This is a genomic window from Terrabacter lapilli, from assembly GCF_039531305.1.
Taxonomy (GTDB): domain Bacteria; phylum Actinomycetota; class Actinomycetes; order Actinomycetales; family Dermatophilaceae; genus Terrabacter; species Terrabacter lapilli.
This window is the reverse complement of the sequence record NZ_BAAAPU010000007.1, coordinates 187,815-213,194: the sequence shown is the minus strand read 5'-3', so window position 1 is coordinate 213,194 and position 25,380 is coordinate 187,815. Positions and strand designations below refer to the sequence as shown.

Sequence of the window (25,380 nt, the reverse complement as noted above, 5' to 3'; positions counted from 1 at the left end):
GGGTGGAGTTGTGAAGCGCGGCGACCCCGGGCACAGTTGTCCCGGAAGAGGGAGCCTGGGTGTCCACGGAGCACAACGACGCGCGGCCGGTCACGATCTACACCGTGGCCGAGCGCGCCGGCGTGTCCATCGCCACGGTGTCCCGGGTTCTGAGCGGGTCGACCCCGGCGTCGGCGATGACCCGACACAGGGTGCTGCGGGCGGTCGAGGACCTCGAGTACGTCCCGCTGCGGGCCGGCCGGCCGGTCGACGTGCCGTCCCATGAGACGCACGGGCTCGTGCTGCCGGGGCTGCGGGGGCCGTACTACTCCGAGCTGCTCTCGGGCTTCGAGTCGACGGCTGCGCGGGACGGGCGCTCGGTCGTCGTGGTCGTCTGCGACGCCCACAAGGACGCCGAGGCCTCGGTGCGCAAGATCCTCGGCCGGGTCGACGGCATCGTCATCGCCAACGACACGGTCAGCGACGCGATGGTGCGCCAGGTCGTCAAGAGCACCCCGACCGTGCTCGTGGCCCGCAACGCGGTCCCTGGCTGCGACGCCGTCCAGGTCGAGAACTTCATCAGCTCCGCCGAGCTGACCCGGCACCTGCTCGAGCACGGTCGCCGGCGGCTGCTCTTCGTCGGCGACCCCGACATCTCCCACGACGTCTCGGAGCGCTACCGCGGCTTCCTGCACGCCCTCGCCCGGCAGCGCGGTGCCGAGGTGGCGCCGCCGATCCGCGTCGAGTACGAGGAGACGTCGGGGCTCCGGGTGCTGGAGGGCCTGCGCGCGGCGGAGGCGGCCGGGACGTCGGTCGACGGCTTGGTGTGCGCCAACGACGAGCTGGCGCTCGCCACCATGGTGCTGCTCGGCCGCGAGGGGCGCCGCGTCCCCGACGACGTCGCCGTGGTCGGCTTCGACGACATCATGACCTCCCGCTACCTCGCCCCCGGCCTTACGACCGTGCAGCAGCCGATGCGCGAGCTCGGGCGCTGGGCCGCGATCCGCCTCCACGAGCGCATCGCCGGCCGCAAGTTCGACGTGCACCCGCAGGTGCTGCCCACCCGCATGGTCGTGCGCGGCTCGTGCGGCTGCGACTGGGACCAGACCTCCGTCGTCGGCGGCTGACCCCGACGGATGCCGATCGTCTGAGCCAGCTGACGCGCCGGCAGCGCTGCGTCCGTTCGTGCGTGCTGCGACTCCTTGTCGCTGCCAGACCGCCGACAAGGAGCCCGCAGCGCTTACGAACAGCCGCAGCGGGCGCGTCAGTCGGGGAGCGAGGTGCCGGTGAGGCTCTCGGCGACGGCCCACAGGGACGCGGCGAGCTCTGGCTTGCGGGCCGAGCGCGGCTGGGTCACGAGGGTCGCCGGGCCGGCCATCCCGAACCGGCCGCCGGGGCCGTAGAAGGCGCCCTGGGTGGCGGTCGGGTCCGCGATCGCGCGCAGCAGCGGCTCGGTGCCCTGCTCCACCTCCTGGACGGGCAGCACCGAGATGCGGGTGTAGAGCGGCGGCTTGGCGCCCTCACGGCCGAGGCTCGCGCCGGCGACCTGCAGGTTGGTCCGCGTGTAGCCGGGGTGGGCGAGCGTGCTGATCAGCGGCCACTCGCGCTCGGTCGCCACCCGCGCCAGCTGCAGGCCGAAGAGGCTGTCGGCGAGCTTGGACTGGGCGTAGGAGCGCCACGGGCTCCACCGACGCGTCCGCCACTGGAGGTCGGCGAAGTCGATCGTGCCGAACGACGCGGCGCCACTCGTCATCGTCGCCACCCGGGGCCGGTCGCCGGCGAGCACGAGCGGCAGCAGGAGGTTGGTCAGGGCGAACGGGCCCAGGAAGTTCGTGCCGAGCTGCAGCTCGAACCCGTCGACGGTCTCGAACCGTTTGGGCGGCGCCATGACGCCGGCGTTGTTGACGAGCACGTCGATCGGGCGCCCCTCCGCGAGCAGCTCGCCAGCGAAGGACCGCACCGACGCGAGGTCGGCGAGGTCGAGGCGGCGGACCGTCACCGACGCGTCGGGGGTGCCCGCGAGGATCTCCGCCCGGGCGGCGTCTCCCTTCTCGGTGGAGCGCACCGCCATGACGACGTCGGCGCCGGCCGCCGCCAGGCGTCGGGCTGCCTCCTTGCCGGTGCCGCTGTTGCTGCCGGTGACGACGACGTATCTGCCGGTGAGGTCGGGGAGCTGGTCCATGCGCGGTGCCTCTCTGAGGGTGCCGCCCGAGCGAGCACGCGTGGGCGGGGGCTGCTGTCGATCGTCCCTGACAACGCGCAACGGCGCTCCGGGATGCCCGAGGCGGTCATCGTGCGCTGACCGGCGCTTGCCGGGCGGTCGTACGCTGGACTCGCTCGGAGGTGCGGGAGGTGGCGCTGTGTCCGTGTCGAAGTGGCAAGAGCAGTGGACCGACCCGGAGTGGGCCACGCTCCGGCTCGGGCCCGTGTGGGTCCTCAGCGCCATCGCGGGACGGGTCCGCTTCGACGCCGACGAGCGCAGCGCCTTCTGGGACGCGGTGACCGACGCCGCGCTGCGCAGCACGGGCCCTGGCCGCGAGCTGCTCGGTACGGCTGCCGCCGAGCGCCGCTGGCTCTTCGACGAGTTCGAGCTGGACGGGCGGCCGGTCGTCTCGGGCCTGCTGGCCGTGACGCGCCTGCTCGAGCGGATGGCCCCCGACACCCGCGACGACGTCCGCGCCAGCATCCTGCGCGTCGGTGAGTCGGTCGCCCGCGCCCGCGGTCCCTTCGGCCGGCGGATGACGGTCGAGGACGAGCAGACCCTGCTGCTCGTGGGACAGCTCCTCCAGACGTCTGCCGAGGAGGCCGAGGACAACCCGCTCGACTCCTCCACCGCCATCTGAGCGTCCTTGCCGATCCGACCCCGGGCCGACCGCACAAGGTCGCCGAGTGGCCCATCCGGCATACGGGTACGGGTCGGGCATACGATCGCCGGGTGGGCGAGGTCGAGCAGCCTGGCCGAGCGCCCGTCAGAGACGTGCCCGCACGCCCGGGCAGGAAGGACGCAGGGGAAACCTCATGTCTGACAAGCACATCGGTCAGGCCCTCCGGGCCAACCTGAGCCGGCGGTCGCTCTTCGCGCTCGGCGGTGCCGCTGCGGTGACGGGCGCCCTGGCGGCCTGCGGCAGCAACACCGGGCGCGAGGCCGCCTCTTCCGGCGGCGCGAGCGGCGGCGGCAGCGGCACGACGCTCAACCAGTGGTACCACCAGTACGGCGAGGCCGGCACCCAGCAGGCCGTGGAGAAGTACGCCGCCGCCTACAAGGACGCCACCGTCAAGGTCAGCTGGAAGCCCGGCGACTACGACCAGTCCACGGCCGCCTCGCTGCTGACGAGCGCCGGCCCCGACGTCTTCGAGTACGGCAACGGCCCGACGATCGACATGATCAAGGGCGGCCAGGTCGTCGACCTCACCGACCTGCTCGGCGACGCGAAGTCCGACTTCAACCAGAGCCTGCTCGAGCGGATGACCTACCAGGGCAAGACGTATGCCATCCCGCAGGTCATCGACATGCAGCTGCTCGTCTACCGCACGTCGATGCTCGACAAGGCCGGCATCACCCCGCCGCAGACCATCGACGAGCTCATCGCCGCCGCGAAGAAGCTGACCCAGGGCAACGTCAAGGGCCTCTTCCTCGGCAACGCCGGCGGCGCCGACCTGATGGGCGGCCCGATGCTGTGGTCGGCCGGGCTCGATTACCTGACCAAGGACAACCAGTTCGGCTTCGACGACCCGCGCGCCGCCACCGCCCTCGGCAAGCTGCGTGAGATGTGGGACGCCAAGGTGCTCCTGCTCGGTGCGCCGAAGGACTGGTTCGACCCGTCCGCGCTCGTCTCGGGCCTGACGGCGATGCAGTTCACCGGCCTGTGGACCTTCCCCGACATCAAGAAGGGCCTCGGCGACGACTTCGGCGTCATGCCGTGGCCGGCCCTCGACGGCAGCGGCAAGGCGTCGGTGCCCGTCGGCGCCTACGGCTCGTGCGTCAGCGCCAAGAGCAAGGACGTCGAGGCGGCCAAGAAGTTCGTCAAGTGGCTGTGGATCGACCAGACCCAGGACCAGCTCGACTTCGCGACCTCCTACGGCTTCCACATCCCGGCGCGCACGAGCCTCATCAGCCAGGCGAACACCCTCAAGAGCGGCCAGGCGGCCGAGGCCGCCAAGCTCGCCACCGACGTCGGCCACGCGCAGAGCCCGATCCTGTGGACGCCGAAGTGCTCCACGGCGTTCGGTGACGCGATGAACCGCATCGTCAAGGAGGGCGCCGACCCCGCCGCCGAGATCGCCAAGGTCAAGGCGGTCGCCGAGCCCGAGCTGAAGCGGGTCCAGGCCTGACAGCGCAGGCCGGCCCGGCGGCATACGACCGGGCGACGGCACCTCAGGCACCCGGGACGCCAGCTCCCGGACCACCGAAGCCGTCGCTCGGTCGCCGCCTGCGCGGGCGGCAGGACCGCAACCTGTGGTTCTGGGTCTTCGTCGGCCCCTTCGTCATCGGCCTGGTCGTCTTCGTCTACATCCCGATCGCCTGGTCGATCTACCTGTCGTTCTTCGACTCCTACAACACGGTCACGCCCACGACGTTCGTCGGCCTGGGCAACTACCTCGACATGCTGGGCGACCCGGCGTTCCGCAGCAGCCTGCTGACCTTCCTGGCCTTCGCCGTCTTCATCGTGCCGACGACGTTCGTGCTCTCGCTCGCCGCGGCCCTGCTCGTGGCCCGCACCCGGTTCATGCAGGCGTTCTTCCGGTCGGTCTTCTTCCTGCCGACGGCCTGCTCCTACGTCGTCGCGGCGCTGATCTGGAAGATGTCGATCTTCAGCGGCATCCGCTCGGGCCTGGCCAACGCGGTGCTCGGCTGGTTCGGCGTCGACTCCATCCCGTGGCTGAGCCTCGCCGACCCGCCGTGGTACTGGCTCGTCATCGTCACCGCCCGCCTGTGGCTGCAGGTCGGCTTCTACATGATCCTGTTCCTCGCCGGCATCCAGCGGATCAGCCCGACGCTCTACGAGGCGGCCGCGATCGACGGCGCCGAGGGCTGGAAGGTCTTCCGCCACATCACCCTGCCGCAGCTGCGTGCCACCTCGACCGCGGTGCTGCTGCTCCTGCTCATCAACGCGTTCCAGGCGTTCGACGAGTTCTACAACATCCTCGCGAGCTTCGGCACCTACCCGCCCTACGCGCGGCCCCCACTCGTCTACCTCTACTACACGGCGCTCGGCTCGGGCCAGGACTTCGGCCACGGCTCGGCCGGCGCCGTCATCCTGACCCTCATCATCGCGGTCATCGCGGTGGTGCAGGGCCGCGTCCTCCGGCTCGGCGAGAGGGGCGACTAGATGGCGATCGTCCGGAGCAAGCGGCAGTCCCGCGTCGTGGGGTGGGCCCGCTACAGCGCCCTCGTGGTCGGGGCGGTGCTCTTCCTCATCCCCTTCTACCTGCTGCTGCGCAGCGCGTTCATGCGCGAGCAGGACCTCGGCTCGCCCGACTTCCACTGGCTGCCGCCGCAGTGGGAGACCTCGAACCTCACTGGCCTCTTCGACAACCCGGCGATCCCGATGGCGCGCAGCCTGCTCAACTCCGGCCTCATCGCGGTGACGCAGACCGTCGGCGTGCTCGTCATCTCGGGGCTCGCCGGCTACGGCCTCGCGCGCATCCCCTACCGCTGGTCCAACGCCGTCTTCTACGTCATCACCGCGACGCTGCTCATCCCGGCGGCCGTGACGTTCGTGCCGAGCTTCGTGCTGGTCTCGACGCTCGGCTGGATCTCGACGCTGCGCGGCCTCATCATCCCGGGCCTGTTCCAGGCGCTCGCGACGTTCCTCTTCCGGCAGTTCTTCCTCGGCTTCCCCAAGGAGATCGAGGAGGCCGCCTTCATCGACGGCCTCGGCTACTGGGGCACCTTCTGGAAGATCGTCGTCCCGAACTCCTTGGGCTTCGTCGCGGCCATCGGCACCATCACCTTCATCGGGTCGTGGAACGCCTTCCTGTGGCCGCTCGTCATCGGCCGCGACCAGGAGTCGTGGACGGTGCAGATCGCGCTCTCCACCTTCCTCACCGCCCAGTCGGTGCAGGTGAGCCAGCTCTTCATGGCCGCGCTCGTGGCGATCGTGCCACTGCTGCTGATGTTCCTCTTCCTCCAACGCTGGATCGTCGAGGGGGTCGAGCGCACCGGCATCGCCGGCGACTAGGGCGGCACCGAGGGCGTATGCCGTGTCGCGCGCTCTCGCGGCCGGCCTCAGTCGCGCTTGGCGACGGTGAGCAGCACCGCGCAGTCCTCGACCGCCTCGAGCGAGTGTCGCGCCTGCGGCACGATCAGCAGGTCGCCCGCGACGCCCTCCCACGAGAGGTCCCCGGACACGAGCCGCACACGTCCGCGGAGCACGTGGACCGTGGCCTCGCCGGTGTTCTCGTGCTCCGTCAGCGACTGGCCGGCCGCCAGGGCCATGACGGTCTGGCGCAGCACGTGCTCGTGGCCGCCGTAGACGGTGTCGGCCGCACGCCCGTTCGAGGTCCGGGTGGCGTGCTCGAGCAGCTCACGGGCGAGGGCGGTCAGCGACGACTTCTCCATGGTTCACCATGGCACTCATCGCGGTGCGGCGCCTAGGGTGAGCGCCATGACGGCAACGGGGCAGGTCGGGCAGGTCGGTCAGGTCAAGAAGGTGCAGGTCACGTTCGACTGCGCCGACCCCGAGCGGGTGGCGCGCTTCTGGTGCGAGGTGCTCGGCTACGTCGTGCCGCCGCCACCGCCCGGTTTCGACTCGTGGGGCGACTTCGACCGGTCCCTGCCGCCGGAACGCCAGGGCTCGGCGTTCGCGTGCGAGGACCCCACCGGCACCGGTCCCCGCTTGTTCTTCCAGCGCGTCCCCGAGGGCAAGGTCGTCAAGAACCGGGTGCACCTCGACGTGCGCGTCGGTCGTGGGCTCGTGGGCCAGGAGCGCCTCGACGTGCTCGAGGCCGAAGGTGCCCGGCTCGAGGCGCTCGGAGCCACACGCGTACGCCTCCTGACGGCCGACGGCTTCAACGAGTCGTGCCTGGTCATGCAGGACGTCGAGGGCAACGAGTTCTGCCTCGACTGAGCACCGCCAGCGCCGCGCCGCACTGGCTGCGTCAGTGACCCGGAAAGGGGGTCAGTGACGTAGGGGTGGCTGGCGGGGTGTGCGGGCTCGGGGCTACGTCAGTGACCCGGAAAGTGGGTCACTGACGCAGGGCCGCCGCGATGTGTGGGAGCCGGCGCCAGGAGGGGCGCGGTCAATCGAGGTCGTGGACGTCGGCGCGGCGGGCGATCGTGGCGGTCGCGCGGCGGCAGGCCATGACGGGCACGCGCGGCACGATGTCGTCGAGGAAGGCGAAGCGGCGGCGCAGCGACCGGTGGTAGGCGTCGGCGCTCGTGTCGGCGACGAGCGCGTTCCACCAGTCGGCGAGGTCGCCCCAGCCGGGAGCCGCGAGCGACCCGCCGTACTGCTGGATCGAGAGCCCCGCGCAGAGGCTCGCGAAAGCCATCCGCTGCTGGAGCGGCCACTCGGCGAGCGTGCCGACGAGCAGGGCCGCGCCGAAGACGTCGCCGGCCCCGGTCGGGTCGACCGCCTGCACGCACAGGGACGGGACGCTCGCCTCCTCGCCCGTGCGGGCGTCGATGCCGAGGGCACCCTCGGACCCGTTGGTGACGATGGCGACCGGCACCCGGTCGGCGAGGGCGTAGACCGCCTCGGCCGGTGACCCCGTGCCCGTGTAGGCCATGGCCTCGACGGCGTTGGGCATGAAGACGTCGCAGCGGTCGAGCCGGTCGAGCACGTGCGGCGACCACCGCTCGTCGGGGTCCCAGCCGACGTCGGCGAAGACGAGGGCGCCGTTGCCGCGCGCCACGTCGACCCAGGTGCGGCCGCTCGAGCCGAAGACCTCGTCCTCGGCGAGGTCGACCATGACGGCACGCGACCGCGGCGGCGTGCCGATCAGCTCGCTCGCCGGGACCGGCGACGGGTGGCCGTGGGAGACCATGCTGCGGTCGCGGTCGACCGACATCGAGACCGTCACGGGGCTGTGCCAGTCGGCGAAGCGGCGGCTCGAGCCGAGGTCGATGCCCTCCTGCTCCTCGAGGGTGCGCCAGCAGAAGTCGCCGTAGTCGTCGTCGCTGAAGGCCGCGGCCAGGCCGGTGCGCAGCCCGAGGCGACGGGTGGCCACGGCAAGGTTCGCGATGCCGCCGGGGCACGACGCGAGACCCTCGGCCCACACCTCCGTGCCCGGCTTGGGGGCGCTCGGCAGCCCGGCGAAGATCATGTCGAGGAAGACGGTGCCCCAGACGAACACGTCGAGCGGCGGCTCGTCGGCGCCGCGCCGGGAGACAAGCGGGTCGAAGGACTGGTTGAGCGGCACGCCTCCATGATCGCGCATGCGCGTGCGCGACTCACCGACTTCCCCACCTGGAGTGAGCCTCCCGCCCCAGTCGAGCGGGCCGCGCGTCCCGCCTTGGTACGGTCCGAGGGTGGTGACGCGATGAAGCTGGTGATCCTCGGCGGCGGCGGGTTCCGCGTGCCACTCGTGCACGGTGCGCTGCTGCGCGACACCGCCGACCGTCGGGTCACTGAGGTGGTGCTCCACGACACCGACCCGACTCGGCTCGAGGTCATGCAGCGCGTCCTCGCCGCGCAGGCCGAGTCGCAGTCGGCGCCCGAGGTCGAGCCGCCCACGGTCACCGCCACCACCGACCTCGACACGGCACTCGCCGGGGCCGACTTCGTCTTCTCGGCGATGCGCGTCGGCGGCCTCGAGGGGCGCACCGCCGACGAGCGGATCGCGCTCGACCTCGGCCTGCTCGGGCAGGAGACGACGGGGCCCGGGGGTGTCGGCTACGGCCTGCGCACGGTCCCGGTCGCGCTCGACGTGGCCGAACGCATACGCCGTCTGTCGCCCGACGCGTGGGTCATCAACTTCACCAACCCCGCGGGCATGGTCACGCAGGCGATGCAGACGGTGCTCGGCGATCGGGTCGTCGGCATCTGCGACTCGCCGCTCGGCCTGGCCAAGCGCGCGGCCGGGGCGCTCGGGCACGACCTCGCCGACCTCGAGATCGACTACGCCGGGCTCAACCACCTCGGCTGGCTCACCGGCCTGCGCGTCGACGGGCGCGACGTGCTGCCCGCCCTGCTGGCCGACGAGGCGGCCCTCGGCGCGATCGAGGAGGGGCAGCTCTTCGGCACCGAGTGGCTCCGGACGCTGGGGTCGCTGCCGAACGAGTACCTCTACTACTACTACTACACGCGCGACGCGATCGCGCAGATCATGAGCGCTCCCCGGACGCGCGGCGAGTACCTCGTCGCCCAGCAGGCCGACTTCTACTCGGCCGTGGCCGGCTCGCGCGACGACGCCTGGCAGCGGTGGGACGCCGTGCGGCGCGAGCGCAACGCGACCTACATGCAGGAGACCCGCGAGGCCGACGACGGCGAGTCCCACGAGCGGGCCGAGGCCGACGTCGAGGGCGGCGGCTACGAAGGAGTCGCGCTCGCGCTCATGGCAGCGATCGCGCGCGACGAGCCCGCGCGCCTGATCCTCAACGTGCGCAACGGAACCGCCGTCTCCGGCCTCCCGGCGGACGCGGTCGTCGAGGTGCCGTGCCGCGTCGACGCCTCAGGTCCGGTGCCGCTGCCGGTCACCGGGCTGGCGGGTCACGCGTTGGGCCTGGCCCAACAGGTCAAGGCCGTCGACGAGCTCGTCATCCGGGCCGCCGTCGAGCGGTCCGGGTCGCTGGCCGTCGAGGCGTTCGCGCTGCACCCCCTCGTCGACTCCGTCACCGTGGCACGCGAGCTGCTGGACGCCTACCGAACCCGGCTCCCGGCCTTCTACTCCGGCCTGCGCTGAGCGGTCGGCGCGGTTGACGCCGCGGTGCGGGACAATCGACTCGTGGAGATCGACCTCAACGCCGACGTCGGCGAGTCGTTCGGGCAGTGGACGCTCGGTGACGACGAGGCGATCCTCGACGTCGTCACCAGCGCCAACGTCGCGTGCGGCTTCCACGCCGGCGACCCGCTCACGCTGCTGACGACGTGCCGGTATGCCGCGAGCCGCGGCGTGTCGGTCGGCGCGCAGGTCAGCTACAACGACCTCGCGGGCTTCGGGCGGCGCTTCATCGACGTGCCCGCCGACGTGCTCGCCGCCGAGGTCGTCTACCAGCTGGGGGCGCTCGCCGGAGTCGCGCGAGCGGCCGGGACGCGAGTCGCCTACGTCAAGCCGCACGGGGCGCTCTACAACGCGGTCGTGCACCACGAGGCGCAGGCCAAGGCCGTCGTCGAGGCCGTCCTCGCGTACGACGACCAGCTCCCGGTGCTGGGGCTGCCCGGCAGCCTCTTGCTCGAGGCGGCGGAGGCGGCCGGGCTGCCTGTCGTGGCAGAGGCGTTCGCCGACCGGGCCTACACCCGGGAGGGCCGACTCGTCCCGCGCAGCGAGCCCGGTGCGGTGATCCACGACGCCGACTCGGTGGCCGCTCGCGTGGTCCGGATCGTCACCGAGGGGAAGGTCACCTCCGTCGACGGGCACGAGGTCGCGGTCGGGGCCGCCTCGGTGTGCATCCACGGCGACACCCCCAGCGCCCAGGTGCTGGCGCGCGGGGTGCGTGCCGCCCTCGAGGCGGCCGGCGTCACCATCCGCTCCTTCACGCGCTGACCTGCCGGCCCGCTGACCTGCTGAAACCGACGAGAGCCCGAGAGCATGGACGCCAGGCTGCTGCCGATGGGGAGGACGGCCGTCCTCGTCGAGGTCGAGGGCACCTCGCACGCGGTGGCGCTGCGACTCGCGGTGGGCGGCCGGGTGGCCGCGCGTCACCACCCGTGGGCGGCGGTGACCGAGGTGGTGGCCGCGGCCCGGACCGTGCTGCTCCGGGTGGCCGCCCCGCAGCACCGCGACGCGGTCGCCGAGGCGGTGGCCGAGCTGGCCCGCACGCTGGACCGCGCGGCGCTCGAGACTCCGGGGTCGGTCCACGCCGTCGAGCTGCCGGTGCGCTACGACGGGCCCGACCTCGAGGACGTCGCCCGCCACACCGGGCTGACCCCTGCGACCGTCATCCGCGCCCACACGGCGACGCCCTGGCGGGTCGGTTTCGGCGGGTTCGCGCCGGGCTTCGCCTACCTCGTCGGCGGGGATCGGCGCCTGCACGTGCCCCGCCGCGCCGAACCGCGCCCGAGGGTGCCGACCGGCGCCGTCGGCCTGGCCGGCGAGTTCAGCGGGGTCTACCCGCAGGAGTCGCCCGGCGGCTGGCAGCTCGTGGGCACGACCGAGGTCGTCCTCTGGGACGTCGAACGCGACCCGCCCGCCCTGCTCGCGCCCGGCACGACGGTGCGTTTCGTCGACGCCGACCGGGCCGAGTGGGCACCGCCGCCCGGCCGGGCCGCCGCCACGGAAGAGGTCGCTGCCCTGAAACCGTCTGGGGCACAGAGCCGCCGGGCAACGACCCGACCACCTGCTCGCGCGCTCCACGTGGTGGACCCCGGCCCCCTCGCCCTCGTCGAGGACCTCGGCCGCAGTGGGCTCGGCGACGTCGGCGTCGGGCGCTCCGGCGCAGCCGACCGGGCGGCATACCTCCTCGGGCTCCGCCTCGTGGGGCACGCCGTCGACGACCCGGACGCGGACGACCCCCGCGCGCCCGCCTCGGTCGAGGCGACCCTCGGTGGGCTCGTCGTCCGTGCACAGGGCGACCTGCTCGTCGCGCTCACCGGCGCACCGTGCCCGGCCACGGTGGACGGCACCCCCGTGGGCCACGCCGCCCCCTTCACGCTGGCTGACGGCCGCATGCTCGCGCTCGGTACGCCGGTCGCCGGCCTGCGCACGTATCTCGCGGTGCGCGGTGGGATCGACGTCGAACCGGTCCTCGGCTCCCGCTCTGCGGACACGCTGTCGGGCGTCGGCCCGGCGCCGCTGAAGGCAGGCGACGTGCTGGCGGTCGGGCCCCCGCCGGACGCGTTCCCGTCGGTGGAGCTCGCGCCGCACGCCGCCACGGACGACGACGTCGTCCTCTCGATGACGCCCGGGCCACGCGCGGACTGGTGCGACCTCGAGGGCCTGACCCACGGCATACGCACCGTCGCCCAGCGCAGCAACCGTGTCGGGATCCGCTTGGAGGGCAAGCCCGTCCAGCGCTCCGAGGCGTATGCGGCCAGCGAGCTCCCGAGCGAGGGTCTCGTCCCCGGGGCGGTGCAGGTGCCACCCGGCGGCGAGCCGGTCGTCTTCCTCGCCGACCACCCCGTCACCGGGGGCTACCCCGTCGTTGCCGTGCTCACCGCGCAGGCCGTGGCCCGGGCGGCGCAGCTGCGCCCCGGCGACCGGGTCCGGCTGCGCTGGGTCCAGGTCTAGGCGCGTCGGGCCGCAGCTGCGCGTTTCCGTCCCGCGGTGACGGCTTCGGCGCTTCACTGGAGGCAGGGCCGGGGGGCCCGGCTCGGCGCAGGCCGAGCCGTTTCGAGGTAGGGGCATGACAGGTCGGATGCAACACGTTGTCGCCGCGGCCATGGCCGCCGCGATGGCCTGCGTTCTCTCAGTGACCGCGTCCGCAGCCGCAGGCGGTGGAGCTCCGGTGCCACCATCGCCCGGCCCGGGGTTCGGTGCGGTGGCGGGCGACGTCGTGGCCCCGGTGTTCGACGAGATCCGGGTCGCAGCGGCCCTGAGCATCGAGGCGTCCGGTCCGGTCCCCGTCACGGCCCTGGAACCGGGTGGCGGGTCGAGCAGCAACCCGACGCCGTGGCACCCCAGGGCCGACCTCCGGGTGCCGACCGCCGCGCCTGCTCCCTCGGGCAAGTCCGGCACCGGCACCGCGCTGTCGAAGGACCAGCTGATCTGGGCGGCCTACACCTCCGCCGCCGCCGAGGAGGGCAGCTGCCACCTGCCGGTGATGCTGCTCGCCGCGATCGGGGAGGTCGAGTCGTCGTCGCTGCGCGGGCGCACGCTGAGCGCGGCGCACGACGCCGTCCCGCCGGTGGTCGGCCCCGTGCTGTCCGGCGGGACCTTCGCCGCCATCCCCGACACCGACCACGGGCAGTGGGACGGCGACCCGGTCTGGGACCACGCCGTCGGCCCGATGCAGTTCATCCCGGCGACGTGGCGGCTGTGGGGCGCCGACGGCAACGGCGACGGGGTCAGGGACCCGCAGAACATCGAGGACGCGGCGCTCGCGGCCGCCGGCTACCTCTGCGCCGGCGGGCGGGACCTGTCCCGGCCCGCGGACCTGCAGGCGGCGGTGCTCTCCTACAACCACTCCAGCCAGTACCTCGCGGCCGTGCTCGGCATCGTCCAGGCCGTCGACTCCGGCCAGGTCGCCGGCCCCTGACGCGGTCGCCGGCCCCTGACGCGGGCGCCGGGACCTGACGACGGAGCCTCCGGGGGTCGGGACCGGCCGCCGAGCGGAGGGGCGTGACGAACCTCCGTCATCGCTCCCGCCCGTCCGGGATGCCGCGTCGCCGAGCCGGCGGGACGGCATACGTCCTCTGGTGGTGACGGCCAGCCCGAACTCCCACCCAAACGGTGGGAAAGGCCCGGAGTGTGGACCGACCTGCTGGTCAGATAAGGCCGGGTTATACATTCGATTACATGACCGTCACCGAGACCTCCGGCCCCGCCGGCCGCGCCGCCACCCGCCCGCCCCGTGGTGACCGCTCGAACGGCCAGTGGAAGGTCGACGGCACGACCCCGCTCAACGCCAACGAGGTGTGGAAGCAGGAGGAGGGTGGCCTGGCCGTCCGCGAGCGCATCGAGACGATCTACGCGCGAGACGGCTTTGACTCCATCCCACCACAGGACCTCACCGGCCGGTTCCGCTGGTGGGGCCTCTACACGCAGCGCAAGCCGGGCATCGACGGCGGCCGCACCGCGCAGCTGAGCGACGACGAGCTGTCGGACCGCTACTTCATGCTCCGGGTGCGCACCGACGGGCAGGCCCTGAGCCCCGAGGCGCTGCGGGTCCTCGGCGGCATCTCGGCCGACTTCGCCCGGGGCACCGCCGACATCACCGACCGGCAGAACCTGCAGTACCACTGGATCGACATCGAGAGCATGCCGGAGATCTGGCGCCGGCTCGAGACGGTCGGGCTCGAGACGACGACCGCGTGCGGCGACACCCCGCGCGGCTTCCTCGGCAGCCCGGTCGCCGGCATCGCGGCGGACGAGATCATCGACCCGACGCCCGTCATCCTCGAGATCAAGCGCCGCTACCTCGGCGACCCCGAGCTGGCGAACCTCCCGCGCAAGTTCAAGACCGCGATCACCGGCCACCCGAGCCTCGACGTCGTCCACGAGATCAACGACGTGTCGCTCGTCGGCGTCGTGCACCCCGAGCTCGGACCCGGCTACGACCTGTGGGTCGGTGGCGCGCTCTCCACGACCCCGCGCCTGGCCGAGCGCCTCGGCGTCTTCGTCACCGAGGACGAGGCCGCCGACGTCTGGCACGGCGTCATCCGGATCTTCCGCGACTACGGCTACCGGCGGCTGCGCAACAAGGCGCGCCTGAAGTTCCTGCTCGCCGAGTGGGGTCCGGCCAGGTTCCGCGAGGTGCTCGAGACGGAGTACCTCGGCCACCCGCTGCCCGACGGCCCGGCACCCGCGCCGGCGACCGGCCCCGGCGACCACGTCGGGGTCCACGCGCAGAAGGACGGCCGCTTCTACGTCGGCGCCGCACCGGTCGTGGGACGCGTCGGCGGCAACACGCTCACCGGCCTGGCCGACCTCCTCGAGTCGGTCGGCGCCGGCCGCGTGCGCCTCACCGCCCACCAGAAGCTCGTCATCCTCGACGTGCCGGAGGAGGGGGTCGACGCGCTGGTCGCCGGGCTCCCGGCCCTGGGCCTCATCGCCAAGCCCAGCCCGTTCCGCCGCACGACGATGGCCTGCACCGGCATCGAGTTCTGCAAGCTGGCGATCGTCGACACCAAGGACACCGCGGCCGCCGCGATCACCGAGCTCGAGACGCGCCTCGCCGACCTCGTCGACGACGGCTCGCTCGACACGCCGATCCTGCTCAACGTCAACGGCTGCCCCAACTCCTGCGCCCGCATCCAGACCGCCGACATCGGCCTCAAGGGGCAGATCATCACGGTCGACGGGGTGCAGCAGGCCGGCTTCCAGGTCCACCTCGGCGGCGGCCTGGCCTCGAGCGACCGGGACGAGGCCGGCCTCGGTCGCACGGTCCGCGGCCTCAAGGTGCCGGCCACCCAGCTGCCGGACTACGTCGAGCGCGTCGTGCGCACCTACGTGGCGGAGCGCGCCGACGGCGAGACATTCGCCGAGTGGAGCCACCGCGCCGAGGAAGGAGCCCTCCAGTGACCACCGTCAACCTCGCCACCCCCACGGTGCGCCGCAAGCGGCGCAGCGAGGCCGAGCTCAAGGCCCTCGTCGACGACTTCAACGCGACGCTCGCCGCCGACCCGGAGCACGAGCCGACCGCCGACGAGGTCGCGGCCTGGGCTGCCTTCCACTTCGACGGCTCCCTCGCGGTGGCCTGTTCGATGGCCGATGCCGTTCTGCCGCATGTCGTCTCGCGCTTCGCCCCCGGCGTCGACGTGCTCTTCCTCGACACCGGCTACCACTTCTCCGACACGATCGTGACCCGCGACATCGTCGCCGAGGACCTGCCGATCACCCTCGTCAACGTGACCCCCGAGCTGACCGTCGCCGAGCAGGACGAGAAGTACGGACCGCGCCTCCACGAGCGCAACCCCGCCCTGTGCTGCCAGCTGCGCAAGGTCGAGCCGCTCGCCCGCACCCTGCCGACGTACGAGGCGTGGGTGACCGGAGTCCGCCGTGAGGAGAGCCCCACCCGGACCGACACACCGCTCGTGACGTGGGACGACAAGAACGGCCTCGTGAAGATCAACCCGATCGCCGCGTGGACCTTCGACGAGCTGCTTGCGTATGCCGCCGAGCACCGTGTCGAGGTCAACTCCCTCCTCTCGGACGGCTACCCCTCCATCGGCTGCGAGCCGTGCACGCGCCGGGTCGAGCCCGGCGAGGACCCTCGCGCCGGCCGCTGGGCCGGCTTCGCCAAGACCGAGTGCGGACTCCACACATGACGACGACCGTGGACCCGACTGCCCCGCAAGCCATCCCGGAGACCGCGCTCGCCCGCGCGACGGAGGCCGCCGCGTACGAAGGCATCTCCGCCGACCGGAGGCTGAGCCAGCTCGACGCGCTCGAGGCGGAGGCGATCCTCGTCATCCGCGAGATGGCCGGCGAGCTCGAGCGTCCCGCGCTGCTCTTCAGCGGCGGCAAGGACTCCGTCGTCATGCTGCACCTGGCGACCAAGGCCTTCTGGCCGGCACCGATCCCGTTCCCGGTGCTGCACGTCGACACCGGCCACAACTTCCCCGAGGTGCTCGCCTACCGCGACGAGACCGTCGAGCGGCTCGGTCTGCGCCTGGTCGTGGCGAGCGTGCAGGACTACATCGACGACGGCCGGCTGCGCGAGCGCGCCGACGGCACCCGCAACCCGCTGCAGACCCTGCCGCTGCTCGACGCCATCAACGACAACCGCTTCGACGGGGTATTCGGCGGCGGCCGGCGCGACGAGGAGAAGGCGCGCGCCAAGGAGCGGATCGTCTCCCTCCGTGACGAGTTCGGCCAGTGGGACCCGAAGAACCAGCGGCCCGAGCTGTGGAACCTCTTCAACCCGCGCCACCGCCCCGGTGAGCACGTGCGGATCTTCCCGATCAGCAACTGGACCGAGGTCGACATCTGGCGCTACATCGAGCGCGAGGACATCCCGCTCGCTCCGCTCTACTACGCCCACGAGCGCGAGGTCTTCCGCCGCGACGGCATGTGGCTGGCCGTCGGCCCGTACAGCCGGCCACGCGACGACGAGCCCGTCGAGACGCGCCTCGTGCGCTACCGCACCGTCGGCGACATGTCGTGCACCGGCGCCGTCGAGTCCCCAGCCCGGACCAACGCCGAGATCGTCGTCGAGGTCGCTGCCTCGACGCTCACCGAGCGCGGGGCCACCCGCGCCGACGACCGGATCTCCGAGGCCGCCATGGAGGACCGCAAGAAGGAGGGCTACTTCTGAACACCCCACGACGTTCTCCGCTCGTCCCTCGCTCCGATACCTCGCGTGGGCCCCAAGACAAGGACACCCTGAGATGAGCACCCTGCTCCGGCTCTCCACCGCCGGCTCGGTCGACGACGGCAAGTCGACCCTCGTCGGCCGGCTGCTCCACGACACGAAGTCGGTGCTCTCCGACCAGCTCGCCGCCGTCGAGCGCGTCAGCCGCGACCGCGGCCTGACCGCCGCCGACCTGGCGCTGCTGACCGACGGCCTGCGTGCCGAGCGTGAGCAGGGCATCACGATCGACGTCGCCTACCGCTACTTCGCCACGGCGACACGGTCGTTCGTGCTCGCCGACTGCCCCGGGCACGTGCAGTACACCCGCAACACCGTCACCGGCTCCTCCACCGCCGACGTCGTGGTGCTCCTCGTCGACGCCCGCAAGGGGGTGCTCGAGCAGACCCGCCGGCACCTGGCCGTGACGGCGCTGCTGCGGGTGCCGCACGTCGTCGTGGCCGTCAACAAGATCGACCTGGTCGACTTCTCGCAGGAGGTCTACGAGCGCGTCGAGGCCGAGGTGCAGGCCGTCGCCCGTGAGCTCGGCGTCGTCGACGCCATCGCGATCCCCGTGAGCGCGCTCGACGGCGACAACGTGGCCGAGCGCTCGGCCCGGACCCCGTGGTACGACGGCCCGAGCCTGCTCGAGCTGCTCGAGGCGCTCCCGCCGTCGGACGACCCGGGGGGCGAGTCCTTCCGGCTGCCGGTGCAGCTGGTCATCCGCCCGCAGGGTGCCGCCCGCGACGAGACCCACCGCGACTACCGCGGGTATGCCGGCCAGGTGGCCTCGGGCGTCGTCCGCGTCGGCGACGAGGTCGTGGCCCTCCCGTCCGGCCGGCGCACGACCGTCACCGGCATCGACCTCGGGGACCGTGAGCTGCAGGAGGCGTTCGCGCCGCAGTCGGTCACGCTGCGCCTCGCCGACGAGATCGACATCTCGCGCGGCGATGTCATCGCCGCCGCAGCCGACGCACCCGAGCCCACGCAGGACATCAAGGCCGTCGCGTGCTGGCTCGGGGACGCGCCGCTGCGCCCGGGCCAGCGGCTGCTGCTCAAGCACGGCTCGCGCACCGTCCAGACCGCGGTCCGCACGCTCGACGGCGTGCTCGACCTCGACGACCTGCAAGCGGTGCCGGCAGAAGCCCTGTCCCTCAATGACATCGGCGTGGTGACCCTGCGTCTCGCGTCGCCGGTCCCGGTGGAGAACTACTCGGTCTCGCGCCGCGGCGGGTCGTTCCTGCTCATCGACGCCCATGACGGGCGGACGGTCGCCGCCGGCATGGTCGGTGCGACGCTGCCCACCGCGGCCCCCGCGCCGTCCCAGCCGGAGGGTGACGAGGAATGGGAGATCTGAAGTCGGCCCTGCCCGTCGTGCTCGACGTGGCCGGTCGCCTCGTCGTGGCCGTCGGAGGCGGGCCCGTGTCAGCCCGACGGGTGCGGGCCTTCCTCGAGGAGGGCGCCGTCGTGCGGGTCGTCGCGCCGTGGCTCTGCGAGGACCTGCGCGACCTGGTCGCCGCAGGGCGCATCGACTGGGTCGAGCGCGACTACGCCGGCCCCTCGGACCTCGACGGCGCCTGGTTCGCGCACACCGCGACCGGAGAGCCCTCCGTCGACCGCGAGGTCGCCGCTGACGCCGAGTCGCTCCGCGTCTGGTGCGTCGACGCCACCGACTCCGCCGGCACGACCGCGAGCGTCACCGCCCGCGCCGACGTCGTCACCCCCGACGGCCGGGTCACCGTCTCCGCGTATGCCGCGGGCGACCCCGGCCTGGCCGTGACCGTCCGCGACGGGGTCGAGAGGGGGCTCGTCTCGGGAGCGCTGGACCTGCGCCGCACGCGGACGCACGGCCGGACCGGCTGGGTCGCCCTCGTCGGCGGCGGACCCGGCACCGACGGCCTGCTCACGGCACGCGGCCACGAGCTGCTCGCCTCGGCCGACGTCGTCGTCGTCGACCGGCTCGCGCCGCGCGCCGTCGTCGACCGGCTGCCCGCCTCCGTCCGCGTCATCGACGTCGGCAAGACGCCGGGCCACCACCCGGTGCCCCAGTCACGCATCAACGACATCCTCGTGGAGGAGGCCCGGCGCGGCCTCGGCGTCGTGCGCCTCAAGGGCGGCGACCCCTACGTCCTCGGCCGCGGGGGCGAGGAGCGCGAGGCGTGCCAGGCACACGGCATACCCGTCGAGGTGGTGCCCGGCGTGACGAGCGCGGTCAGCGTCCCGGCAGCGGCCGGCATACCCGTGACCCACCGCGGGGTCGCGCGCGGCTTCACCGTCGTGACGGGCCACGAGGACATCCCGGTGCTGCCCGTGGGTGGCGACCACACGCTCGTGCTGCTCATGGGTGTCACCCAGCTGGGCCGCACCGCCGAGCTGCTCGTCGAGCACGGACGCTCGGCGGACTGCCCGGCCGCCGTCGTCGAGCGCGGCTACGCGCCCGACCAGCGCACGACGGTCGGCACGGTGGGCACCATCGCGAAGCTCGCGCGTGAGCGCGGCGTGCAGGCACCGGCGGTCGTCGTGGTCGGCGACGTGGTGCGCCTCGGGCCCGACTGGCGCGCCGCGCACTGACGCGGCAGGCCGGCACTCGACGCCGGGTGGCGCCCTACGGGCTGACCGCCTCGGCCGACAGTGCCTCGAGGGCTGCCGAGAGCCGCTTGCGCGCGTCGGCCGCGACCTCGGCCAGGCCTTCGTTGCCGGTGAGCTCGACCATCGCCTCGGGATCCATCGCCTCGACGAGCGTGTGGTCGGCGTCGACCGCGCGGACGACGACGTTGCACGGCAGGAAGACCCCGATGGTCGGCTCCGCCTCGAGGGCGGCCAGGGCGAGCGGCGGCCGGCACGCCCCGAGGATCACCTGGGGCGCGATGTCGGCGCCGATCCTGGCCTTGAGCGTGGCGGCGAGGTCGATCTCGGTGAGCACGCCGAACCCGGCGTCGGCGAGCCGGCTGCGCGTGGCCTCCAGGGTCTCGGCGAAGCCGTGGTCGACCGTGGTGCTGATCGTGTGTCCCATGCTGGTGCCTCCGGATCTCAGGCGCTGACGTCGCCGGCCTGCGAGGCGGCGACCTTCCGGCGCACGTCGTCCATGTCGAGCTCGCGAACGGCGGTGATGACCTGCTCCAGCGCGGCCGCCGGCAGGGCGCCGGGCTGGCTGAAGACGAGGATGCCGCCGCGGAAGGCCATCAGCGTCGGGATCGAGGTGATCCGCGCCGCGCCGGCGAGCTGCGGCTCGGCCTCGGTGTCGACCTTGCCGAAGACGATGTCGGGGTGCTGCTGCGACGCCGCCTCGTAGACGGGCGCGAACATGCGGCACGGCCCGCACCACGACGCCCAGAAGTCGACGAGGACGATGTCGTTGTCGGTGATGGTGGCCTCGAAGTCGGCCGCGGTCAGGGTGCGAGTGGTCATGGGTGCTCCTTCTCGGTACGTCGATCCTATACCCCTCGGGGTATTCAACGAGCGGTGCGCGAGAAAGATTCCGCGGTCCGGCTCACCCGAGCGCGGCCACCTGCGCCTCCACGATGGAGGCGAGGTCCGGCCAGCGGACCACCTCGGCGCGCCCGCCGAGCGCGGCCACGACGACCGTGCTCCCTGCGACGCACCACAGCGTCAGCGACCGCGAGTGCGCACCGTCGAGGACGAAGGGCTGCTCCGCCGCCGCCACGTGCGTCGTCCCGGCGACCTCCGGTGCGGAGACGGTCCTCGGTTCGCCGATGTCGGAGAGCCCCTTGCTCTGTCGCATCGTGCGCGGGAGCGAGCGCAGCTCGTCCACCGCTGCCCGAGCGTCCTCCGGTGACGCGAACGGGATGACCTGGAGGAACAGGTCGGCCCGGCCGACCTCCTGGTAGGCGCGCACGCTCGTGACCGACCGCATCTGCCGTGCCCGCGTGATGGCGCCGCTGGTGCTGCCGCTCGCCCCCGTGCGGTAGGTGCGTCCTCCGCGCGCCGCCCAGGGACCCCCGGGCAGTCGACCCGCCGGCAGGCAGGCGTTGCGGGAGCCGATCGACTTCAGCTGCGCCAGCACGAGGCGCCCGACACTCGTCACGCCGTCACGATAGGGCGGCCTCGGGCGGGGCGCCGTGGATCGGCGGCGGATCGGCAGCGGATCGGCAGCGGATCAGGTGACGGCCGCGAGGATCCGGTCGATGCGCGCCAGGGTCACCGGGTCGTCGGGCACCTCGAGGAACCAGGTCGCGAGCCGCTCCCGGTGCGACTCGCTGGTCGCCCCGACCCACCGCGAGCACGCCAGCTGGGCGATGTGGGCCTGCTCGGCGACGAGCATCGTGAAGTGCCCGCGCCGCGTCACCCGCCCCGGACCACCGGCCTCGCGGTATGCCGTGTGGAGCAGCCGTGCCCGCGACGGGTCGTCGTCGCCGAACTCGAAGAGCACCATCGCCAGCTCCTGGCTCGGGTCGGCCGGTCCGAGGTTCTCGAAGTCGAGGACGCAGACCCGCCCGTCCGCGGTCGCGCGCACGTTGTCGGCCCACAGGTCCCGGTGGCAGACGATCGGCGACTCGTGCGGCTCGAGCACCGACTCGACGGCGACGAGGTCGTCGACGAGGGCGCCAAGCTGGCCCGCGAAGGGCGCGCCGGCCGCCACGACCCGCTGGTGCACCTGCCGCCACTGCTCCTCCCCGAGCCCGGTGGCGAACCAGTTCTCGACGCCCGCGTCGGTGGGCGCCCCCGCGCGGTGGAGGCGCGCGACCGCGCGCCCGACGTCTGTCGGGTCGAGCCGTCGCGAGGGTCGTCGCAGGTCGAACCACTCGAAGACGCGTACGGCCGTGCCGTCCACGGTCGTCGCCACGTCTCCCGAGGGCGTATGCCGTGTCGCCGGCGTGAGGACGCCCTCGGCCCGCGCGGGGTCGACCAGCAGGGCGTCCTTGGCGACCTCCGCGAGGTCGGGGCTGGCGAACCACTCCTTGACGGCGTGGCTGCCGTCGGCCGTGTCGAGGCGCCACACCTGGCCGAGCTGGCCGCGCGAGACCGGCCCGGTCAGCGTCGCGGGCCCCGCGAGGCCGTACGCGTCCGCGACCTGCTGCGCCGCCGTGGGGGTGAGCACCGGGGACCGACTGCGGCTCAGCCGGCTGCGCTCACGGAAGCACCCGCCAGACGGCGATGGCGACGGTGGCGAGCGCGAGGGCGACCGATGCGATGGTGAGCGGGGACCGGCGGCCGCGGTCGACGCTGACGAGCAGCACCGCGGCCAGGACGGCGGCACCCGCCGCGACGATCGTCTCCTCCGCGCCCCGGTCGATCGTGCGGATGAGCATGGTGTCGGCGGCGCCGAACCGGCTGAGGTAGCCGAGGACCCGGACGAGCAGGAAGCCCCACCAGCCGACGGTGACCCAGAAGAGCGCGATCCCGACCTGGGAGACGAGCGGGTCGGCGGCGCCCTGCCCGGTGGGTCGGTATCCGCTCGACGGCGCGCCAGACGCCACGGGCGCCGGCCAGACCGGCTGACCGGCATACGGGTTGGTGGTCCCGGGGCCCGTCACGGGGGCCGCCGCGGGAGGTGGCGTCGCCCCGCCCGGCTCGGTGACCGGGAGCTCGCGGGTGTGCTCGACGACCGGCAGGGCCTGCGTCGCACCCGCGGTGGCTCGCGACGGCTGCGGCACCGGCACGGTGAACTGCTCGTCGGGCCCCTGCGAGCCTGCCCTCCCCGGCGTGTCGCTCATGGCCACAAGGTACCCCCGGGGCTGCCCGGGGGTACCGCGGCGAAGGCCGCCTCGCCGGTCAGGCCGCGGAGAACCGCCGACGCGCGACCGCGAGGCCGACCAGGGAGATGACGGCGACGGCCATGTAGTAGACGCTCGGCGCGTTGAGCGAGCCGGTGAGGCCGATGAGCCAGGTCAGCACGAGGGGCGCGATGCCGCCCATCACCGTGACGCCCACGTTGTAGGCCACGGAGACGCCGGTGGCGCGCACGTCGCTCGGGAAGAGGGTCGTCAGGAGCGCGGGGAGCGGGCCGAAGTAGAAGGCCATGATGACCCCGAGGATGCCGATGGAGATGACCAGCACCGGCACGGTCGGCGAGGCGATCACCACGGCGAACAGCGGCCAGGCCAGCACGAGCGCGCCGACGGCGGCCCAGACCATGACGCGGGCGGGGCCGACCCGGTCGGCCAGCCGGCCCACCAGCGGCACCCCGACCATGGTCACCACACCGGCCACGACACCGCCGAGGTAGGCGGCGCTCGCGGGCACCCCGAGGTTCTTCACCGCGTAGGTCGGCATGAAGAGGATGAGGTAGACCGAGATGGTGGCGACCCCGACGCAGGCCGAGCCGGTGAGGACGCGTCCCAGGTGGCTCGTGAGGGTGGCGCGGATCGGGGCCTCGTGCGGCGTGCTGTCGGTGAACTCCTGGGTCTCGGAGAGGCGCGCCCGGATGTAGAGGCCGACCGGCCCGATGAGGCAGCCGATGACGAACGGGATGCGCCAGCCCCAGGAGTAGAGGTCCTGCTTCGACAGCTGGTTGAACAGGACGTAGCCGAAGGCGGAGGCGAGGAACATCGAGATGCCCTGGCTCGCCACCTGCCACGAGGCGTAGTACGCCTTGCGGTGCGGGGCGGTCTCGACGAGGAACGTGGTGGCAGAGCCGAACTCGCCGCCGGCCGAGAAGCCCTGGACCAGGCGGGACACGAGGATGATGACCCCGGCCCACGCGCCGACCATGGCGTGCGTCGGCGCGACGGCCATGAGCACGGTGCCGACCATCATGAGCAGGAGGGTGAGGGTCAGGGCCTTCTTGCGCCCGTGACGGTCGCCGTAGCCGCCGATGATCATCCCGCCGAGCGGCCGCACGAGGTAGGAGATGGCGAAGGTCGCGAACGTGAGGATCAGGCCCAGCGTCTTGTCGCCGTCGGGGAAGAAGTTCTCGGCGATGACGATCGCGAACGATGCGTAGACGATGATGTCGAACCACTCGAGGGCGGCGCCGATCGAGCTGCTGAGGACCGCTTTGCGGGCCTCTGCCAGGCGCTCTGGAGTCACCTCTGTCGGTGTGGCGGTCAGGGTGGTCATGGTGCTCCTTCGGTCCTGCGGGGTGGGGTGGTCAGGCGCTCAGGCGCTGAGGTGGCCGATGAGGGCGTCGAGCAGCGCGTCGCAGCGGTCGATCTGCTCGAGCGCCACGAACTCGTCCGGGGCGTGCGCCTGGGCGATGTCCCCGGGCCCGCACACCACCGTCGGGATCCCGGCCCGCTGGAAGAGGCCGGCCTCGGTGCCGTAGGCGACCTTCTCCTCGCTCGCGACGGCGCCGAGCGAGGTCACGAGGTCGATGACGTCCTCGTCGTCCGGCGTGTCGAGCCCGGGCGCCTGGGCGCCGATGGACACCTCGACGTGGGCGTCCGGGTTCTCCTGCCGCATCGCGGCCTCGATGCGACCGATCTCGGCCCGGAACTCCTCGACCGTCGCGTCGACGTCGACGGCTCCGACGGCGCGGAACTCGAAGGTCAGGCGGCACTCGGCGGGGACGGTGTTGACGGCGATGCCGCCCTCGACCTGGTTGACCGTGGCCGTCGTGAAGGGCACGTCGTAGTGCTCGTCGAACGGCCCGTCTGCGCGGAACCGGTCGGCGACGCCACGGACGAAGCGGACGAGCCGGGCGGCATACTCGATCGCGTTGACGCCGTACGGGGTGCGCGAGGAGTGGGCGGCGACGCCGTGGAAGGTGACCTCGATCATCGTCAGGGACTTGTGCCCGCGGATGACCCGCATGCTCGTCGGTTCGCCCACGATGCAGGCGCGGGGGCGCAGGCCCCGCGCGACGATCTCGTCCACGAGGGAGACGGCGCCGACGCAGCCGACCTCCTCGTCGTAGGAGAAGGCCAGGTGCACCGGCTCCCGCAGGGCGGTGCCGGCCAGGCGAGGGACGGCGGTCATGACCGACCCGATGAAGGCCTTCATGTCGCAGGTGCCGCGACCGTAGAGCCGGCCGTCGCGCACCTCCGGGACGAAGGGCTCGCTCGACCACTGCTGCCCGTCGACCGGCACGACGTCGGTGTGACCCGACAGGACGATGCCCCCCGTCGTCGTGCCGTCTGCGGCGGGGAAGGTGGCGAGCAGGTTGGCCTTGGTGCCGTCCTCGTTGCGGATGAGGACGGGCTCGACCCCGTGCGCCTGCAGCTCCGCCTCGACGAGCTCGATGAGCGGCAGGTTGGTCTCGCGGCTCGTCGTGTCCACCTCGAGCAGCCGGGTGGTCCAGTCGAGGCTGGCCGGCCGGGTGGGACGGCTCGACTCGGTGGGGTGGGCGGCCTCTCGGGTTGCGCCGTGGGGCGACATCTGGGGCTCCTGGGTCGGGCGGGTCGGGGTCTGGGCGGGCGGGCACTTGTGGTGCCCGCGCCAGTCACCGAGGA

Annotated in this window: 25 protein-coding genes; 15 read left to right on the top strand and 10 right to left on the bottom strand. The window is 72.9% G+C overall.

Going from position 1 to position 25,380, the window contains the following annotated elements:
• The first annotated feature begins 59 nt into the window (after positions 1-59).
• Positions 60-1,106 carry a LacI family DNA-binding transcriptional regulator gene (locus tag ABD241_RS08910; protein ID WP_344060780.1) on the top strand — a complete coding sequence of 349 codons (1,047 nt, stop codon included), beginning with the start codon at positions 60-62 and terminating at the stop codon, positions 1,104-1,106.
• Positions 1,107-1,243: 137 nt separating this feature from the next.
• On the opposite strand, the gene ABD241_RS08905 is transcribed toward ABD241_RS08910, so the two are convergent.
• Positions 1,244-2,161: an SDR family oxidoreductase gene (locus ABD241_RS08905; RefSeq protein ID WP_344060777.1), complete on the bottom strand. Its 918-nt coding sequence runs from the start codon at positions 2,159-2,161 to the stop codon at positions 1,244-1,246.
• 184 nt (positions 2,162-2,345) lie between these two features.
• Here ABD241_RS08905 and ABD241_RS08900 point away from each other — a divergent pair, with 184 nt between their 5' ends.
• From ABD241_RS08900 to ABD241_RS08885, 4 genes are all read left to right on the top strand, one after another.
• Complete coding sequence (locus tag ABD241_RS08900) at positions 2,346-2,822, top strand: hypothetical protein (RefSeq protein ID WP_344060774.1); 477 nt, start codon at positions 2,346-2,348, stop codon at positions 2,820-2,822.
• 175 nt (positions 2,823-2,997) lie between these two features.
• Positions 2,998-4,311 (top strand): ABC transporter substrate-binding protein, encoded by a 1,314-nt coding sequence (locus ABD241_RS08895; RefSeq protein WP_344060771.1) that lies wholly within the window; start codon positions 2,998-3,000, stop codon positions 4,309-4,311.
• 272 nt (positions 4,312-4,583) lie between these two features.
• Positions 4,584-5,309 (top strand): carbohydrate ABC transporter permease, encoded by a 726-nt coding sequence (locus tag ABD241_RS08890; RefSeq protein WP_344060768.1) that lies wholly within the window; start codon positions 4,584-4,586, stop codon positions 5,307-5,309.
• Entirely contained in the window at positions 5,310-6,161 is an 852-nt protein-coding gene (locus ABD241_RS08885) for a carbohydrate ABC transporter permease (protein ID WP_344060763.1), read from the top strand.
• Positions 6,162-6,208: 47 nt separating this feature from the next.
• Here ABD241_RS08885 and ABD241_RS08880 read toward each other — a convergent pair whose 3' ends face one another.
• Complete coding sequence (locus ABD241_RS08880; protein ID WP_344060760.1) at positions 6,209-6,541, bottom strand: cupin domain-containing protein; 333 nt, start codon at positions 6,539-6,541, stop codon at positions 6,209-6,211.
• 46 nt (positions 6,542-6,587) lie between these two features.
• On the opposite strand from ABD241_RS08880, the gene ABD241_RS08875 reads away from it, so the two are divergent.
• Positions 6,588-7,049 (top strand): VOC family protein, encoded by a 462-nt coding sequence (locus ABD241_RS08875; protein ID WP_344060757.1) that lies wholly within the window; start codon positions 6,588-6,590, stop codon positions 7,047-7,049.
• Between the two features lie 172 nt (positions 7,050-7,221).
• Here the strand turns inward: ABD241_RS08875 and ABD241_RS08870 are convergent, their stop codons facing one another.
• Positions 7,222-8,343 (bottom strand): carbohydrate kinase family protein, encoded by a 1,122-nt coding sequence (locus tag ABD241_RS08870; RefSeq protein ID WP_344060754.1) that lies wholly within the window; start codon positions 8,341-8,343, stop codon positions 7,222-7,224.
• A gap of 120 nt (positions 8,344-8,463) precedes the next feature.
• Between ABD241_RS08870 and ABD241_RS08865 the strand changes: the two genes are divergently transcribed.
• The 9 genes from ABD241_RS08865 to cobA all read left to right on the top strand — a co-directional run bounded on the left by ABD241_RS08865 (position 8,464) and on the right by cobA (position 19,600).
• Positions 8,464-9,825, top strand: a complete 1,362-nt coding sequence (locus ABD241_RS08865; RefSeq protein WP_344060752.1) for a 6-phospho-beta-glucosidase — start codon at positions 8,464-8,466, stop codon at positions 9,823-9,825.
• A gap of 42 nt (positions 9,826-9,867) precedes the next feature.
• Positions 9,868-10,626: a LamB/YcsF family protein gene (locus ABD241_RS08860; protein WP_344060750.1), complete on the top strand. Its 759-nt coding sequence runs from the start codon at positions 9,868-9,870 to the stop codon at positions 10,624-10,626.
• Positions 10,627-10,671: 45 nt separating this feature from the next.
• The gene (locus tag ABD241_RS08855; protein ID WP_344060747.1) at positions 10,672-12,309 is read left to right on the top strand and encodes a 5-oxoprolinase subunit B/C family protein; all 1,638 of its coding nucleotides are present in this window, start codon (positions 10,672-10,674) and stop codon (positions 12,307-12,309) included.
• 217 nt (positions 12,310-12,526) lie between these two features.
• Complete coding sequence (locus ABD241_RS08850; RefSeq protein ID WP_344060745.1) at positions 12,527-13,276, top strand: lytic transglycosylase domain-containing protein; 750 nt, start codon at positions 12,527-12,529, stop codon at positions 13,274-13,276.
• Between the two features lie 260 nt (positions 13,277-13,536).
• Positions 13,537-15,261 carry a nitrite/sulfite reductase gene (locus ABD241_RS08845; RefSeq protein ID WP_344060742.1) on the top strand — a complete coding sequence of 575 codons (1,725 nt, stop codon included), beginning with the start codon at positions 13,537-13,539 and terminating at the stop codon, positions 15,259-15,261.
• On the top strand, positions 15,258-16,007 hold the full coding sequence (locus ABD241_RS08840; RefSeq protein ID WP_344060739.1) for a phosphoadenylyl-sulfate reductase: 750 nt from the start codon (positions 15,258-15,260) through the stop codon (positions 16,005-16,007). The genes ABD241_RS08845 and ABD241_RS08840 overlap by 4 nt, the downstream gene beginning before the upstream one ends.
• On the top strand, positions 16,004-16,996 hold the full coding sequence (cysD, locus tag ABD241_RS08835) for a sulfate adenylyltransferase subunit CysD (RefSeq protein ID WP_344060736.1): 993 nt from the start codon (positions 16,004-16,006) through the stop codon (positions 16,994-16,996). Before ABD241_RS08840 ends, cysD begins: the two co-directional genes overlap by 4 nt.
• A 73-nt stretch (positions 16,997-17,069) precedes the next feature.
• A complete protein-coding gene (locus tag ABD241_RS08830) occupies positions 17,070-18,386 on the top strand; it encodes a sulfate adenylyltransferase subunit 1 (protein ID WP_344060733.1) in 1,317 nt (438 codons plus the stop codon).
• Positions 18,374-19,600: a uroporphyrinogen-III C-methyltransferase gene (gene cobA / locus ABD241_RS08825; RefSeq protein WP_344060730.1), complete on the top strand. Its 1,227-nt coding sequence runs from the start codon at positions 18,374-18,376 to the stop codon at positions 19,598-19,600. The genes ABD241_RS08830 and cobA overlap by 13 nt, the downstream gene beginning before the upstream one ends.
• A gap of 34 nt (positions 19,601-19,634) precedes the next feature.
• Here the strand turns inward: cobA and ABD241_RS08820 are convergent, their stop codons facing one another.
• The 7 genes from ABD241_RS08820 to argE all read right to left on the bottom strand — a co-directional run bounded on the left by ABD241_RS08820 (position 19,635) and on the right by argE (position 25,306).
• On the bottom strand, positions 19,635-20,042 hold the full coding sequence (locus ABD241_RS08820; protein ID WP_344060727.1) for a DUF302 domain-containing protein: 408 nt from the start codon (positions 20,040-20,042) through the stop codon (positions 19,635-19,637).
• Positions 20,043-20,059: 17 nt separating this feature from the next.
• Complete coding sequence (trxA, locus tag ABD241_RS08815) at positions 20,060-20,437, bottom strand: thioredoxin (protein WP_344060724.1); 378 nt, start codon at positions 20,435-20,437, stop codon at positions 20,060-20,062.
• An 82-nt stretch (positions 20,438-20,519) separates the two neighbouring features.
• Positions 20,520-21,074, bottom strand: a complete 555-nt coding sequence (locus ABD241_RS08810; RefSeq protein ID WP_344060721.1) for a hypothetical protein — start codon at positions 21,072-21,074, stop codon at positions 20,520-20,522.
• 72 nt (positions 21,075-21,146) lie between these two features.
• Positions 21,147-22,088 carry a phosphotransferase enzyme family protein gene (locus ABD241_RS08805; RefSeq protein ID WP_344060718.1) on the bottom strand — a complete coding sequence of 314 codons (942 nt, stop codon included), beginning with the start codon at positions 22,086-22,088 and terminating at the stop codon, positions 21,147-21,149.
• 31 nt (positions 22,089-22,119) lie between these two features.
• Positions 22,120-22,704 (bottom strand): hypothetical protein, encoded by a 585-nt coding sequence (locus tag ABD241_RS08800; protein ID WP_344060715.1) that lies wholly within the window; start codon positions 22,702-22,704, stop codon positions 22,120-22,122.
• Positions 22,705-22,762: 58 nt separating this feature from the next.
• A complete protein-coding gene (locus ABD241_RS08795) occupies positions 22,763-24,049 on the bottom strand; it encodes an MFS transporter (protein WP_344060713.1) in 1,287 nt (428 codons plus the stop codon).
• Between the two features lie 39 nt (positions 24,050-24,088).
• Entirely contained in the window at positions 24,089-25,306 is a 1,218-nt protein-coding gene (gene argE, locus ABD241_RS08790; RefSeq protein ID WP_344060711.1) for an acetylornithine deacetylase, read from the bottom strand.
• Between the last annotated feature and the right edge of the window lie 74 nt (positions 25,307-25,380).

Coding starts and splice junctions, on each gene's coding strand:
- ABD241_RS08880 (WP_344060760.1), bottom strand. CDS start 6,541: ATGGAGAAGTCGTCGCTGACCGCCCTCGCCCGTGAGCTGCTCGAGCAC.
- argE (WP_344060711.1), bottom strand. CDS start 25,306: ATGTCGCCCCACGGCGCAACCCGAGAGGCCGCCCACCCCACCGAGTCG.
- cysD (WP_344060736.1), top strand. CDS start 16,004: ATGACGACGACCGTGGACCCGACTGCCCCGCAAGCCATCCCGGAGACC.
- ABD241_RS08895 (WP_344060771.1), top strand. CDS start 2,998: ATGTCTGACAAGCACATCGGTCAGGCCCTCCGGGCCAACCTGAGCCGG.
- ABD241_RS08905 (WP_344060777.1), bottom strand. CDS start 2,161: ATGGACCAGCTCCCCGACCTCACCGGCAGATACGTCGTCGTCACCGGC.
- ABD241_RS08885 (WP_344060763.1), top strand. CDS start 5,310: ATGGCGATCGTCCGGAGCAAGCGGCAGTCCCGCGTCGTGGGGTGGGCC.
- ABD241_RS08855 (WP_344060747.1), top strand. CDS start 10,672: ATGGACGCCAGGCTGCTGCCGATGGGGAGGACGGCCGTCCTCGTCGAG.
- ABD241_RS08795 (WP_344060713.1), bottom strand. CDS start 24,049: ATGACCACCCTGACCGCCACACCGACAGAGGTGACTCCAGAGCGCCTG.
- cobA (WP_344060730.1), top strand. CDS start 18,374: ATGGGAGATCTGAAGTCGGCCCTGCCCGTCGTGCTCGACGTGGCCGGT.
- ABD241_RS08800 (WP_344060715.1), bottom strand. CDS start 22,704: ATGAGCGACACGCCGGGGAGGGCAGGCTCGCAGGGGCCCGACGAGCAG.
- ABD241_RS08865 (WP_344060752.1), top strand. CDS start 8,464: ATGAAGCTGGTGATCCTCGGCGGCGGCGGGTTCCGCGTGCCACTCGTG.
- ABD241_RS08820 (WP_344060727.1), bottom strand. CDS start 20,042: ATGGGACACACGATCAGCACCACGGTCGACCACGGCTTCGCCGAGACC.
- ABD241_RS08845 (WP_344060742.1), top strand. CDS start 13,537: ATGACCGTCACCGAGACCTCCGGCCCCGCCGGCCGCGCCGCCACCCGC.
- ABD241_RS08890 (WP_344060768.1), top strand. CDS start 4,584: ATGCTGGGCGACCCGGCGTTCCGCAGCAGCCTGCTGACCTTCCTGGCC.
- trxA (WP_344060724.1), bottom strand. CDS start 20,437: ATGACCACTCGCACCCTGACCGCGGCCGACTTCGAGGCCACCATCACC.
- ABD241_RS08830 (WP_344060733.1), top strand. CDS start 17,070: ATGAGCACCCTGCTCCGGCTCTCCACCGCCGGCTCGGTCGACGACGGC.
- ABD241_RS08875 (WP_344060757.1), top strand. CDS start 6,588: ATGACGGCAACGGGGCAGGTCGGGCAGGTCGGTCAGGTCAAGAAGGTG.